The organism is Vagococcus fluvialis, from assembly GCF_048815235.1.
Lineage (GTDB): Bacteria > Bacillota > Bacilli > Lactobacillales > Vagococcaceae > Vagococcus.
In genome coordinates, this window is sequence record NZ_JBMEAO010000004.1 from 1 (window position 1) to 13,294 (window position 13,294).

General features: G+C 31.1%; 14 protein-coding genes. 8 read left to right on the plus strand and 6 right to left on the minus strand.

Annotated elements, in window-relative coordinates; translation table 11 throughout:
• Positions 1 to 194: 194 nt before the first annotated feature.
• Positions 195 to 1,115, minus strand: a complete 921-nt coding sequence (locus ACODH8_RS03530; protein ID WP_420517503.1) for a sigma factor regulator N-terminal domain-containing protein — start codon at positions 1,113 to 1,115, stop codon at positions 195 to 197.
• Between the two features lie 4 nt (positions 1,116 to 1,119).
• Entirely contained in the window at positions 1,120 to 1,599 is a 480-nt protein-coding gene (locus ACODH8_RS03535) for an RNA polymerase sigma factor (RefSeq protein ID WP_420517504.1), read from the minus strand.
• Between the two features lie 364 nt (positions 1,600 to 1,963).
• On the opposite strand from ACODH8_RS03535, the gene ACODH8_RS03540 reads away from it, so the two are divergent.
• Positions 1,964 to 3,022: a DUF4767 domain-containing protein gene (locus tag ACODH8_RS03540; RefSeq protein ID WP_420517505.1), complete on the plus strand. Its 1,059-nt coding sequence runs from the start codon at positions 1,964 to 1,966 to the stop codon at positions 3,020 to 3,022.
• A 38-nt stretch (positions 3,023 to 3,060) separates the two neighbouring features.
• Here the strand turns inward: ACODH8_RS03540 and ACODH8_RS03545 are convergent, their stop codons facing one another.
• On the minus strand, positions 3,061 to 3,534 hold the full coding sequence (locus ACODH8_RS03545) for a GNAT family N-acetyltransferase (protein WP_420517506.1): 474 nt from the start codon (positions 3,532 to 3,534) through the stop codon (positions 3,061 to 3,063).
• Between the two features lie 145 nt (positions 3,535 to 3,679).
• Between ACODH8_RS03545 and ACODH8_RS03550 the strand changes: the two genes are divergently transcribed.
• From ACODH8_RS03550 to ACODH8_RS03560, 3 genes are all read left to right on the plus strand, one after another.
• Entirely contained in the window at positions 3,680 to 4,588 is a 909-nt protein-coding gene (locus tag ACODH8_RS03550) for a DNA-3-methyladenine glycosylase 2 (protein ID WP_420517507.1), read from the plus strand.
• Between the two features lie 13 nt (positions 4,589 to 4,601).
• On the plus strand, positions 4,602 to 5,135 hold the full coding sequence (locus ACODH8_RS03555; protein ID WP_420517508.1) for a methylated-DNA--[protein]-cysteine S-methyltransferase: 534 nt from the start codon (positions 4,602 to 4,604) through the stop codon (positions 5,133 to 5,135).
• A gap of 233 nt (positions 5,136 to 5,368) precedes the next feature.
• Positions 5,369 to 5,992 carry a DUF5052 family protein gene (locus tag ACODH8_RS03560; protein ID WP_420517509.1) on the plus strand — a complete coding sequence of 208 codons (624 nt, stop codon included), beginning with the start codon at positions 5,369 to 5,371 and terminating at the stop codon, positions 5,990 to 5,992.
• Positions 5,993 to 6,049: 57 nt separating this feature from the next.
• On the opposite strand, the gene ACODH8_RS03565 is transcribed toward ACODH8_RS03560, so the two are convergent.
• From ACODH8_RS03565 to ACODH8_RS03575, 3 genes are all read right to left on the minus strand, one after another.
• Positions 6,050 to 7,858: an alpha/beta fold hydrolase gene (locus ACODH8_RS03565; RefSeq protein ID WP_420517510.1), complete on the minus strand. Its 1,809-nt coding sequence runs from the start codon at positions 7,856 to 7,858 to the stop codon at positions 6,050 to 6,052.
• 56 nt (positions 7,859 to 7,914) lie between these two features.
• Entirely contained in the window at positions 7,915 to 8,499 is a 585-nt protein-coding gene (locus ACODH8_RS03570; RefSeq protein WP_420504002.1) for a TetR/AcrR family transcriptional regulator, read from the minus strand.
• Between the two features lie 134 nt (positions 8,500 to 8,633).
• On the minus strand, positions 8,634 to 9,008 hold the full coding sequence (locus ACODH8_RS03575) for a helix-turn-helix domain-containing protein (protein ID WP_332466633.1): 375 nt from the start codon (positions 9,006 to 9,008) through the stop codon (positions 8,634 to 8,636).
• 155 nt (positions 9,009 to 9,163) lie between these two features.
• On the opposite strand from ACODH8_RS03575, the gene ACODH8_RS03580 reads away from it, so the two are divergent.
• From ACODH8_RS03580 to ACODH8_RS03595, 4 genes are all read left to right on the plus strand, one after another.
• Positions 9,164 to 10,354, plus strand: a complete 1,191-nt coding sequence (locus tag ACODH8_RS03580) for an NADH-dependent flavin oxidoreductase (protein ID WP_420517511.1) — start codon at positions 9,164 to 9,166, stop codon at positions 10,352 to 10,354.
• 97 nt (positions 10,355 to 10,451) lie between these two features.
• On the plus strand, positions 10,452 to 11,324 hold the full coding sequence (locus tag ACODH8_RS03585) for a helix-turn-helix transcriptional regulator (RefSeq protein ID WP_420517512.1): 873 nt from the start codon (positions 10,452 to 10,454) through the stop codon (positions 11,322 to 11,324).
• Positions 11,325 to 11,476: 152 nt separating this feature from the next.
• A complete protein-coding gene (locus ACODH8_RS03590) occupies positions 11,477 to 12,358 on the plus strand; it encodes a helix-turn-helix domain-containing protein (protein ID WP_420517513.1) in 882 nt (293 codons plus the stop codon).
• Positions 12,355 to 13,275 (plus strand): FAD:protein FMN transferase, encoded by a 921-nt coding sequence (locus tag ACODH8_RS03595; RefSeq protein ID WP_420517514.1) that lies wholly within the window; start codon positions 12,355 to 12,357, stop codon positions 13,273 to 13,275. Before ACODH8_RS03590 ends, ACODH8_RS03595 begins: the two co-directional genes overlap by 4 nt.
• Positions 13,276 to 13,294: the final 19 nt, after the last annotated feature.

The following is a 13,294-nucleotide window of genomic DNA, read 5'->3' on the forward strand; positions in this document are numbered from 1 at the left end:
ATATAATAAAATTGGCTGTAAATCAGAAAAATAAACCAATAGATAACAAAAAAGAATCGGAATCCAAAAATCTTTTTAAGATTTTCGAATTTCGATTCTTTTATTTAAGAACTGTAACTACTTATGTCACAGCCTCATTTTTTGTATCCAATTTAAATATCACTGTCCTCAAGATAGGCATTAAACAAAATTTTTTATTCCACATTAATATACGGTGTTTTTTCAACAACAACACCTATAGAAGACGCTCTTAGGTTGGGAATATTTTCTAATTTTTTTAAATATTTATTTTCGCCAGTTACTAAAACTCCTAAAATAGGGACATCAAGAAAGTCACTATCTTTGTATTGCTTTAAGAATTTTTGGATATCCGAGTCTTTATTTTGATTATCATAAACAGAAAGGTCATCTAAAAATTGTTCAAAAGTATCTTGTTTATTATCTTTATCAAAATGATAGCCATAGACATCTAATCCAGTTGGTCCAGTTATTTCTTTTGTTTCGGTATTTGAAGTCATGTATAACCATTTCACAGTCACTTCTTTTGGTATATAATCTTGAAATTCTGACCATCTGATAGGTTTGTCAAAAGAAATAGCGACTTCTGCTAGCTCATCTTTTGTACTATTCATTTTATTTAAATCATTAGGCATAGTTTTTAAGTATTTACTATAATTCAGTTCAGGATGATAAAAATCAGCTACTTTTTGTTTAGTTTGTTTATTATAAGAGTAAATATTATTCTCAGTCATATGTTGACCAGGTGAGAATTCATTGTAATCCATATGATATCCAAGTAATGAATAACTGGAATTTATTGTATCCCAAGGAACCGTATACCCTGAGATGTTTTTGGAACGGTTGGTAGTAATGTTTCCTCCAGTAGAGGTGCTGTAAGCTAAGACGCTGGAGTCTATTTGAATGTTAGGTTCAGCAACTAGATTTCTTAAAAATATTGATTCATTTAATTCATTTGAATTTTTGGCAACAATCTTATTACTAAAAAAATAAAATATGGGAATGATAATTAAAATAGTTATTACAGTAATTAGAATAATTCGTAATGTATTTTTTATTTTAGCTTTACGTAATGAGTTTTCAAAATTAGGTTTCATATTTCTACTCCTTATTATCTAGTATGCTTTTTCTAGCACGTGCTAGTTTTTGTTTGACTGAATTTTGTTTAATATTTAAAATTTCTGAAATTTCTATATAAGATAAATCATAATAATACTTTAATAGGAGGATTTCACGATATTCTTTTTTGATGCTATCGAGTTTTATTTCTATTTGTTCTAGATTAATTACTCTATTATAATGATTTACATTTTCTTGATAATAATGAAAAAATGATTGTTCCACAGTTATTGTTTTTTGTGTTTTCCGTTTATTATCAATGAAGCCATTTAAAGCGACTCTGAAAAACCATGGTTTTAATTGATTATGGTTTAATTCAGGAAGCAATTTAATTAGTTTATATAAAGTATCTTGAACAACATCTTCTGCTTCATGGTGACTAGCTCCTTTAGAAACTAGTAATCTATATGTTTGATTTGCTAAATCAATTAAAAATTGATCTAACATATCTTTCTTTTTCATGTATGTACCTCCTATACTATATAAACGTTTCATTGAGCCAAAATGTATACAGTTTTGAACAATATTACTAAGAATATTATAGCTGAGTGATATTGAATTAAATATATGTTTTGTTACTCAAATAGAATGTTAATTATTTTTTATTAGTAGAGAACATAAAGAATAGGAAAGAAATTCAATGTTTTCAAGGATAAAACGAGTTTAGTTATTCCAAAATGGAATAGCTAAACTTTTTTATTATGTTTCTTTTGAAATAGTAGGATGAATAACGGATTAAAAAACTATAGTTAGTTTTCATGTTTATAAAATAAGTGAATACAATATGATAAAATATGAAAGTAGAGGAAAAAGGAGAGAATATAAAATGAAGAAATTATTAATGATAATAGCATCAACAATTGTTTTATTTGGTTGTTCATCTAACTCATCTTTCGATCAATCTATGCAAAAAGCAAAAGAAGCTATTGTAGAGAAAGAATTTGAAAAAGCAGAAGGATTTGTTGAATTAGCCTTAGAAAATAAAAAAGATGACAAAGAAGCAAAAAAATATCAAAAGCAGCTAGAGCATTATAATGATGGTATTTCAAAAAAAGAAAAAAATGCTAAAGAAGCTAAAGTTGATTTTGAAGCTGTCACCAAAATAGAAGGTGGTTCTTCTCAACTGGTTAAATATGCAAAAGAAGAAATTACTCAATTAGGAAAAGAACCAAAAAAAGAAGATAAGAAAAAAACAGAAGAAAAAAATAAAAAAGATGAAGTAAAAGAAGAAAAGGCAAGTTTATGGAATCCTGAAAAAGATGCTAAATTAAATGAATTTATGATGTCTTGGGGACCAACAATGGATCAGCAATATAAACAATATGATGAAAAGATCAATGTTGATTTATATGGATTAACATTACCAACCGATATTCTTTCTAATTCAATGACAATGGCAGTTGGTGAGTCTCCGGTATCTGTTGAGTGGTCAACTAACGGTGAAGGAACTAAAGATTATCAATTAGTAGCAGTTTATTCTGATGCTGAAACACAGCCGTACCTTGCACAACATGTTTACTTTTTCGTTTTACAAAAAGGACAACCTAAAGTTTTAGTTACTCAACAAAATCAAGGGAATGAGAAGAATTATTTATACTTTAATGAATCTCAAAATCAAGAGTTGAATAATGGGTTTAATGATATAGTTAATGGTAAAGAAACTTTAGTACCAGTGAAAGAAGAATCAACTTCAACTGAATTTGATTGGGAGTCAGCAGCGAGAGATAGATTAGAAGAGAAATTCCCTGAGTATGAAGTTGCCTATTTTCAAGACGCAGGAGACAACAAACGAAATGTTTTTATAAAAAACAAAGAAACAGGAGATATTGCGAGTCATGCAGTAGGAGCAATTGATATGACTACTGGAGAAACATTTGGGTTTTAATATAAATTAAGTAAGATATGAACTAGTATTAATTTTTATTATAAATAAAATTTAAACAGTATTTCACCTTCTTCTTCTGAATCAGGCACTTCAGAAAAACCAGTTTTCTTTAGTAAATTTATCGAAGCAAGATTTTCTGTCTCAACATAAGCTGATATATCACTAAATGTCTTTTGTTTAGCCCAGTCGATAATTCCTAGTAAAACTTCAGTAGCGTATCCTTGTTTGCTGAATTTAGGAGAAATCGTATAGCCAACAAACAATGAATTAGTTACTTCTTTCAAAAAGATATCACCTACTAACAGGTTGATGTCTTTTTTTATTATGGCTAACTGACTGCCTTCCTCTAAAGAAAATTCCTTTAAGAGCTCTGTCTCATATTCTGCCCTAGTTAAGTTTTTAAATCCTTGAAATTGCATCCATTCATCGTTGTTATGATAGGTCATAAAATCATTCATATGTTCTGAGTTAAAGGATTGGATAATTGTTCGTTCTGTTTTAAATAGTTCCATATGATTTCCTCCGTCTGTCATTTAACTTAATTGCATGTTAACTAAATTAAGAAAGTAAGTAAAGATGAATTAAAAAATAAAAGCCAGATAGTGGCATTTTTTATGACAAATTTTTGTTAAGATATACGCATAAGGAGCGATGCTAATGAGAAAGAACCAAGACATTTTACAGATTCAAACACCAACTGTTTTTAGTTGGGAACATATTTTAGCTTATTTATGTCGTGAACCAAATGAAGTAATGTATCAAGTGTTAGATCAAAAAATTCGTCGAGCCTTTCTCGTGTCAGAGCAGATTTATCTTTGTGAATTAGCTTTTTTAAGTGAAAAAAACAGCATTGAAGTTACGTTGTTAAATGATGTTGTTTGGACCAAAGAAAGTAAAATACAAATAGCTGAATATATTAGTGATTGGTTTGATTTAAAAACAGATATATCGTCCTTTTACCAAATGGCTAAAAATGATGATTTACTACATCCATTAGTGGATAAGTTTTACGGCTTTCGATTAGTTGGAGTGCCTGATTTTTATGAAGCTATGACATGGGGAATTTTAGGTCAACAAATTAACTTAGCCTATGCCTACACACTTAAAAGAAGATTTACAGAAACTTATGGAACTGAAATAACTTATAAAGGTCACAGTTATTGGATTTATCCTGATCCAAAAGTGATTGCCTCTTTAGCAACAGAGGAATTACAAAAGCTAAGATTAACGCAAAAAAAAGCAGAATATTTAATCGATATTTCTCAAAAACTTGTGTCAGGAGAAATTTCAAAATCCTATTTTTTAAGTTTTACTGATATTAAATCTATTGAAAAAGAGATGGTGAAAATTCGTGGAATTGGACCATGGACAGCCAATTATGTCATCATGAGATGTTTTAGAATTAATGATGCTTTTCCAATGGCTGATGTTGGGCTGTTAAATGGAATTAAAGTCATTGAAAACCAAATAGATAAGCCTGATAAAAAAAGAATGGAACAACTAAAATGTCAATGGGGTCCTTGGGCCAGTTATGCTACTTTTTATATTTGGCGATTACTTTATTGAGAGGAGGAAAGAAATGTTTTATAAAAAAAATTACCTGTCACCTTTAGGAAAATTAGAAATACTGTGTGATGATATTTCTGTTAAAGGGATATGGTTTGAAAATCAAAAATATTACGGAAGTCATTTTGAGTTAAATTCGATTCAAACTTCTGAAAACGAGGTTATAAAACAGGTTGAAAAATGGTTAGATGCTTATTTTAATGGAGAGCAACCAAGTTTGGAACAGCTGAATTTACAACCAGATGTAACGGACTATCGAAAAAAAGTATTAAAAATATTAGTCGAAATACCATATGGTAAAACAATGACTTACAAAGAAATAGCAGAAAAATTAAATAATAAATACCCAAGTAATAAAACCTCTGCAAGAGCAGTTGGTGGGGCAGTAGGACATAATCCAATATCTATTTTGATTCCTTGTCACCGAGTTGTAGGAACCAATGCTTCCTTAACAGGCTTTGCTGGAGGTCTAAATAGAAAAGTAGAATTACTAGCATTAGAGGGATTTGATAAAAAGACATTAGAAACAGGATTTATAAAAAAATAGCTACAGAAAAAGTCGACTTCCATCTAGGAAAGTCGACTTTTTCATTAGTCACCTGTATAGTGGTTATTCCAAAAGGTTAGACCAAAATCAAACTCTTTATCACCATAACTAATGGCCAAGTCATTCATTTTGGTTATTAGTTTATGTATTTTTATGGATATATTCATTTTGATATATTCATAAAACCCAAGATTACGTTATAATAAGCGTATATAAAATGGAGGGAATTAGGGATGAAGAAAAAAATAACTAAAATACTAACAATTGTACCAGTTATTTTGTTGTCTGTTGTTTTATTATCAGGATGTACAGACCTACTTAATTGGGGAAAAGATTTTAAACAAGAATTTAAAGGATTGGATATGGTGATTCAAACATATGACAATGACTCACAATTAATTGATTCAATCAAAGGTAAATCAGTAAAAATTGAAAAAGATACAACTTTTGACCGTAAAGATTCTGAAGGTGAGACAAGAAAAGAGTCTAAAGTTTTATCCATCACAGTTGGTGGACAAAATATGACTCATGTTGGTTCATCATTAATCGCTTATGAAGACGGTATGAATAATGTGTTTGAAGAATACGCCAAAACAGTCACAGTTGAAAATCAAAATAAATCGGTGCCAATGTTAAATAGTATGGTTAATGAATTTAAAAATGATTTTACAGGAAAATCAAAAACGATTCTAATTAGAAGTCAAAATGGCTCACCATTAGCGACTTTTACAGGAGATAGTATTCGCATGTCAGATACAGATGTGCCCTCATCAACTAACTTTTTGGTGGATGGCAAACGATTATTTGTTTATCGATGTGACTATACGGTTTATGATAATAAATTACTCTTAAAATAATAATGGAAAAGAATCTAGAAAATAAGAGTTTTCTAGATTCTTTTTATTATATGAAATTTAAAGAAACTCTAAAACATATTCAGCTGTTTTAACAGGTTCACTAATCGGAAAGTGATGTCCAAATGGAACAACTCTTTTAAGATTAACGCCATTAGGTTGTTCATAGCTGCTATCAGCAATACCCCAGATACTTGAGATATTACTAGATTGAGTTTTCTCAAAAGTCATCTGATGTAAAGCCTTGTTAAGTAACAAGTTAGTATTTAATAATCTAGGAGAGTTAAAGCTTTTTTTGAGTCTATTGAAATAAGTGTCAGGTATGTGTTCGTTGGTTGAAAACAAACCTTGTTTCATAAAGTATTTAGTTAATTGTGCTGTACTCATAGTTTTTAGCGCAATTTTTCCTAACCACATAGGCACAGCCTTAGTTCTCTTGGCTAGTGGAGGTTGAATTAAAATAAGTTTTTGTCCGTTAGACAAGATATTCTTGCTAGAAGCTTCTAGTAGAAGAGCAGCTCCAAATGAATGACCGATAAAAGTAGCTTTCATGTTTGTTTCCTTTTGAATCGTTTGAATAGCCTCTAAATATGGTGTGATAACTTGTTGATGTGTCTTAAACGGAGAACGACCAAATCCAGGTAAGTCAACTAACCAAATAGGACGTTTTGTTTGAGCATGAAGCTCTATTCCTAGAGGAAATAAATCATCAGCTTCACTAAATAAACCATGAACTAAAACAATAGGCTTTCCTGTTCCTTCTAGATGGTAAAAACACGTTTGATTGATTACTTTTTTAATAAAGGGTGTTTGCTCTTGTTTTCCAAAAGTAAGGGTATAGTCAATATCTGCAACAACCAAAGGAATTGAGGCTTCAGCAGATAGTTCAGCTAAAGAAGCAGGATAATCTTTTTTGATTTGGTGATTATCAAAATTTCGATCTGTTATAAAATTCAAACTATCTTTTGATATTCCTGTTATGCGACTACCACCAAGTGTCATAATAGTTTTTAGAAACGGCAAAGGAATTGTAATTTTGGGTACGCTCATATTCATAGAAGTACTAACAATTTTCATTAAATCTGGTAAAGCTAAATCTATCTGTTTGTCCTTTGCTAATGTGTAAGTAACCATTTGTTGTGGTGATTGAAAGAGAGTCTCTATAATAAAATTAGCTAGAACATCTCTATTAATAACAGGTAAACGATAACTTTTTCCACCAGGTATGATTGGTAATAGGCCTTGTCTGATGATTTTTATAAACAGGCCAAAACCTGCTAACTGTTCGGTAACACCAGTATCTTTATTGCCAATCACTGTTGGAGGATTAATAATTGTTATGGGAAAACCTTCTATAAGAGAAGCTTGGCGCATTAAAATATCAGCTTGAAATTTCATTTGTTCATAATAAGAATCATTTTGTAAGAACGGATGAATGTCACTAAAAACGTCATAATTCTCCCAGTCTTTGGGATTATCCGTAAAAGGACTCATATACCCAACTACATGTATGAACTGAGTTAATTTATTCGTTCTGTTAATTTCTGTAGCTAATTGAGCCACATGTTTGGCACCATTTAAAAATGCCGTTTTAGCATCTTCCTTCGATAAAGAGATATCCATGGGGCCTCCGCAATGAATGATTGAGTCACAAGATAGTGCAATCTGTTTTTCTTTATCACTTAAATCTAGATTAGGTAACGTTAAATCCCCAGTAATGAGTTGAATCTTTGACGGATTAAGCTCCTTTAGCTTAGAGGATTTTTGTTTATTTCTAACGAGAAGCACTAAATTGACCTCTTTTTGTGCCAGTTGTTTTACGATTTCACTTCCAATAAAGCCTGTCGAACCAATAATTAATACATTCATTTGTTAATCTCCTTTTTAGTACTAAGTAGTACTAGTTTAGTGTAAAAAAATTACTCTTAATCGAGTAATTTAAATAATTGTTTAGCTGTTGTTGTTATTATGCTGTTATCTTTTTTTATTTCTGCAAGAAATAGAGCACCTTCTAAATTGGTAATAAAGAGATCAGCAACTTCCATAGCGTCAATCTCTTCTTTAAATTCTTTCTTTTCAATTCCTTCCCTGATTAAGTTCTCGCAAACAGAGGTCAAGCTAGTAAAAAAATAACTTATTTTTTCTTTTACGGAAGTTGTGTCATTAGGAGCTTGCATAGCAAGAGTGATAAATGGGCAACCACCTTGATAATCTCGTTCTTCTATACCTGTAGAAAGATTATCTAAAAAGAGTAAAATCTTTTCTTTTACTGAAAGTTCAGTTTGGGAGAGTGCTATTTCTAAGTCTTTCTGGTAACTAGAAATCCAAAAGTCAATAACCGCATCTAAAAGTTCTTCTTTATTAGAGAAATGGTAATAGACATTAGATTTGGAAACCTTACTAACACGCACGATTTCATCCATACTAGTATAAATAAATCCTTTTTCAAAAAATAGTTTAGCAGCAACATTAACAACATGTTCTTTATTAATTGCTTTATGATTTGTCATATTAGAACTATATAGTACTAATTTTAAAAAAGCAAATTTTTTAATGCATTATTACCAAAAAACATTTGTAAATAAAAATGAGACTGACTTTCTAGGTCAACCTCATTACTAGGTTATTCGATAGGAGGTGCTTCTTACATTTCCAAAAATCCATTGTGCTCATCATAAACTAATACGATATTTTCCCCTTGATTTTGCTGTTGTTTGATTCTATTTTCTCCCCAAACAGACATAGCAACTAATAACTCACGCAGGGTTTTTCCTTCCTCTGTTAAAGAGTAGGTTACTTTTGGCGGTACTTGATTATAAACTTCTCTATGAATTATATTATCTCGTTCTAGTTCTCGTAGTTGTTGAGTCAACACTTTCTGGGTAGTGTTAGGCATTTGTCTTTTTAATTCACCAGAGCGCATAGCTTGATTTCCTAATTTACATAAAATGATAGGTTTCCATTTTCCACCAATGACATCAAGAGTAGCCTCAATTCCCATATGATAAATTTTTTCCATTTTATAATCCCCTTTAACTTCCATTAGGTACTTACTAGTACCTACCGTACAAAAAAGTGCGTACTTACAATAATAAAATATTGAATCTATAATATCATACATCAACAGTAATTCGTTGTTTGAAGTAAGTAAACTAATAAGTTAGGAGTATGAAAATGAATAATTATCAATTTTTAGAATCTTTTGAAATAAAAAAAGGAACAAGACTAAAAAATAGAATAGTAATGGCACCCATGACAACTATGTCTAGCTTTTATAATGGAATGGTTACTAAGGATGAGTTGGACTATTACGCGATGCGCTCTGGAGGACCAGGAATGATTATTACAGCAGTTGCTAATGTTAGTTCCAATGGCAAAGGATTTGAAGGAGAGTTTTCAGCGGCAACTGATGATATGATACCAAGTTTAAGTTCTTTGGCTCATACTATTAAAGCTCATGATTCGAAAGCAGTTTTACAAATTTTTCATGCAGGTAGAAAAACATTTTCAAGGATATTAGGGGGAGTTCAGCCAGTCAGCTCAAGTTCAGTTAAAGCAGAATATCCAGCCAATTCAGAATTACCAAGAGAGCTTGAAAATGATGAAATTGAAGCTATTATTAATGATTTTGGAGAAGCTACAAAACGAGCTATTCTCTCAGGTTTTGATGGTGTTGAACTTCACGGTGCGAATACTTATTTACTACAGCAATTTTATTCTCCTCATTCTAATAAAAGAGATGACAAATGGGGTGGAGATAAAGAAAAAAGAATGACATTCGGACTAGCAGTGATTAATAAAGTTAGAGCTGTGATTAAAGAATATGCCGATGACTCGTTTATTTTAGGTTATAGATTATCTCCTGAAGAAATAGAAAAACCAGGTATCACTTTAGAAGATTCCTTATACTTTGCCAAAAAAATCAGTGGAAATGTTGATTATATTCATTTATCAATGGGAAGTTATAAGCGTACCTCTTTAAACAATAAGTCTGATCAAAAATTGATATTGACACATTTTGTTGAAACACTAGAAGATAGTGTACCGATAATTGGTCTTGGTTCTGTGGAAGATCCAACAGACGCTTCAGAAGTATTGAAAATAGGAGCAAGTTTAGTTGGGATAGGAAGAGAGTTACTGAGAGAACCAAAATGGGTTCAAAAAATTCAATCTGGGGATGAAGAAAGTATTAGGAAAAATATCAGTTATTCTGATATGGATGATTTAGGAATTCCAAAAGTGATGCAACAAAGTTTAATTGAGTCTTTTAGTAACGTAATGAACTTTACAACAAATACTGAGAATTCGGAAGATTATTCAAAAGAAATGGCACCAATGGAAGGTATTGAGAAAAAATTACTCTAATAAAATAGCAGCTTTTTCTATTAGATAAAGTAGCATTATCTATCATAAATAATTGTTTTAAATAGCGTATGATATAACTAAGGTGGAGGTGATTCAGGTGGATTACACAGAGGACATGCAAAGAGCGTTAAATTATATTGAGGAACATTTATATCAAGAATTGTCATTAGAGGAAATAGCGAATCAAGTTGGTTTATCAAAATTTCATTTTCAACGTGTGTTTAAGAGGCAGCTTAATACAGGCATTTATAAGTACATTCAACAAAGAAGAATGGCGAATGCTTCTTTGTTACTACTTAATAGCGATATGAAAATTATTGATATTGCTTTATTAAGTGGCTTTTCGTCACAAGAGGCTTTTTCGAGAGTCTTTAAATTGTACTACCTGTTATCGCCTAAACAATACAGAAAGCAATTTAAACAATTATTTAGGAGGGAAGTTGAAATGAGAGAATCAAAAATAAAAGGCTGGTTGATTTCTGGAAACAACTTTGATAAATATGAAGTTGAGATGGATCATACGCAGTTTCATAGTGGCACAAGATCGGTTAAATTAAGCAGAGAAAATAGCTTGTACACGGAGGATTTTGTAACAGTCATGCAGCAAGTCAGTGCAAAACATTATATAGATAAACGTGTTCGAGTTAGTGCTTATCTAAAGTCTGAAGACATTGAAGGTTGGGGTGGCATTTGGTTTAGAGTAGACGGGAAAGAGTATGAGCAATTAAAATTTGATAACATGCAGAATAGACCAGTAGTTGGAACAAATGAATGGAATTACTATTCATCGGTACTAGATATTGATAAAGAAGCAACGGTTTTAAATTTTGGTTTTTTACTGCAAGGAGAAGGCAAATTATGGGCAGATGACTTTTCTTTAGAAATAGTCTCAAAAGATATTCCAACAACTGATTTTAAAAGTATGGAATCTTATCCAGAGGAGCCACAAAACCTTTCTTTTACAGAGTAATAAGAGTGAAAAGAAGATTATATATAAATAATCTTCTTTTTTTAATTTCAAATATATAAAAATTTATATATTTAAGTTTGACTATTTATACATAAGGAGTTATTATGATGTTAATGAACATGTGATTAAAAACACAATAAAGAGGTGATAACATGAATGTAGAAGCTTTTATTGAAGCAAGGAAACATAAAAATTTATCTCAGAATGAATTAGCAGAGGGTATATGTACTCAAACAACCTTAAGTCGTTTTGAAAATAACGGTCAGGTACCTAGTTTAAAGATATTGATTAAACTCTGTCAAAAATTAGATTTTCCAATAGGTGATTTGTTCCCTAAAATTGGGATGAAAAATTCAGAATTAGTTGAGAGTATGGACAAAGTTGAGTTTTATCTTATTACAAGTGAATACGATATGGCTCAAAAAGTCTTAACTGAACTGACTTTCAAAGAAGAAGATAAAGAATCTGAATTGTACTTAAGATATCTATATCTAAAGGGGTTTTTGATGATTTTTAAAGAGCAAGCTGTTACAGATATTTTGTTTACTTTCGACCAAATTCTTTTATCTGAAAAAGTAAATGAGGAAACTATATACAGTTTACTAGCCTACACAGGAATTGGTATGACCTATAGTCGTGAAAAAGATTATGACAAAGCGGAATACTACTTTAGTAAAGTCATAGAAAAAATATATGTCTATCCTATTAATAAAACGGAAGACACTTGGCGAGTGCTGAATATCGTTTTTCATAGTGGTGTTTTTTATGCAGAAGTAGGAGAGATAGAAGCAAGTAATGCTCTTCTAAATTACGCTATTGAAATTTGCTCATTAAATCACTTAACTTATTATTTAGCAAGAGCAGCTTTTCAATTAGCGTTAAATCACATGAACGAAGAACAACCTAAAGAAGCAGTATTAGAGCTACTATATGATGCGCGTGCTTACGCTAAAATTAATAAAAACAACGTTCTTCTAGAAAAAATTAAGGTAGTTGAGCAACAAATAAAAACAAGTGATGTGATGGAAACATGACATGGCAAAGTAAAGAAATCCATTTAATGGGAACTGTGATTGATGTGATGATTTATCATGAGAAAGCAGAAGAAATTCTCGAACAGGTGGATAAACAATTACGGGAAAATGAAATTCGTTTTAGTGCTAATAATGATAAGTCAGAATTGATTGCTGTTAATCTGCACGCTGGAAAAGAGTGGGTGAGGGTTCATCCAAGTTTATTTAAATTAATCGAACTTGGAAAACATCACAGTGTTGCGCCGAATAGTTTTTTGAATATTAGCATAGGTCCTTTAACAAAAGCATGGCGAATTGGCTTTCCAGATGGAAGAAAACCTCAAGAGTCTGAGATCACCACATTGCTTGAACAAATTGACCCAAGTCGAATTCAATTAGATTCGAAAACCAGATCGGTGTATTTAGAAAAAGGCATGTCACTTGATTTGGGTGCTTTAGCAAAAGGATATATTGCAGATATCATCGTAGAAGATTTAAAAAAACAAGGGGTTCAGTCAGCCCTCATTAACCTAGGTGGAAATGTGGTTACCTTTGGAAGTGCGCCAAATAAGCAACGAAAAGAGTGGCGGATAGGTATTAAAAATCCCAGAGAGACTGAAGAAGTTTATAGTGAAATTCTAAAAGTAACTAATCAATCGGTAGTCACATCAGGCATTTATGAACGTGTTTTAGAAGCTAATAATCAAAAATATCATCATATATTTGATTCTAAGACAGGTTATCCTGTAGAAACAGCTATATTAAGTCTGACGATAATTTCAGAAAAATCTGTAGATGGTGAAATATGGACGACTCGGTTATTTGGCAATGAGCCTGAAGAAATTATAAATGAAGTCAATGAACTGATGGGAATTGAAGCACTCGTTATAACTGAAGAAAAAAACTATTATTCAAAAGGCATGACCAAATATTTATAAAATGAAAAGAGGACATAAT

What these genes read in the sequence shown, in the direction of transcription:
- ACODH8_RS03545 (WP_420517506.1), bottom strand. Translation starts at nt 3,534, where the DNA reads ATGGAACTATTTAAAACAGAACGAACAATTATCCAATCCTTTAACTCA.
- ACODH8_RS03540 (WP_420517505.1), top strand. Translation starts at nt 1,964, where the DNA reads ATGAAGAAATTATTAATGATAATAGCATCAACAATTGTTTTATTTGGT.
- ACODH8_RS03555 (WP_420517508.1), top strand. Translation starts at nt 4,602, where the DNA reads ATGTTTTATAAAAAAAATTACCTGTCACCTTTAGGAAAATTAGAAATA.
- ACODH8_RS03570 (WP_420504002.1), bottom strand. Translation starts at nt 8,499, where the DNA reads ATGACAAATCATAAAGCAATTAATAAAGAACATGTTGTTAATGTTGCT.
- ACODH8_RS03565 (WP_420517510.1), bottom strand. Translation starts at nt 7,858, where the DNA reads ATGAATGTATTAATTATTGGTTCGACAGGCTTTATTGGAAGTGAAATC.
- ACODH8_RS03550 (WP_420517507.1), top strand. Translation starts at nt 3,680, where the DNA reads ATGAGAAAGAACCAAGACATTTTACAGATTCAAACACCAACTGTTTTT.
- ACODH8_RS03575 (WP_332466633.1), bottom strand. Translation starts at nt 9,008, where the DNA reads ATGGAAAAAATTTATCATATGGGAATTGAGGCTACTCTTGATGTCATT.
- ACODH8_RS03530 (WP_420517503.1), bottom strand. Translation starts at nt 1,115, where the DNA reads ATGAAACCTAATTTTGAAAACTCATTACGTAAAGCTAAAATAAAAAAT.
- ACODH8_RS03590 (WP_420517513.1), top strand. Translation starts at nt 11,477, where the DNA reads ATGAATGTAGAAGCTTTTATTGAAGCAAGGAAACATAAAAATTTATCT.
- ACODH8_RS03535 (WP_420517504.1), bottom strand. Translation starts at nt 1,599, where the DNA reads ATGAAAAAGAAAGATATGTTAGATCAATTTTTAATTGATTTAGCAAAT.
- ACODH8_RS03560 (WP_420517509.1), top strand. Translation starts at nt 5,369, where the DNA reads ATGAAGAAAAAAATAACTAAAATACTAACAATTGTACCAGTTATTTTG.
- ACODH8_RS03595 (WP_420517514.1), top strand. Translation starts at nt 12,355, where the DNA reads ATGACATGGCAAAGTAAAGAAATCCATTTAATGGGAACTGTGATTGAT.
- ACODH8_RS03580 (WP_420517511.1), top strand. Translation starts at nt 9,164, where the DNA reads ATGAATAATTATCAATTTTTAGAATCTTTTGAAATAAAAAAAGGAACA.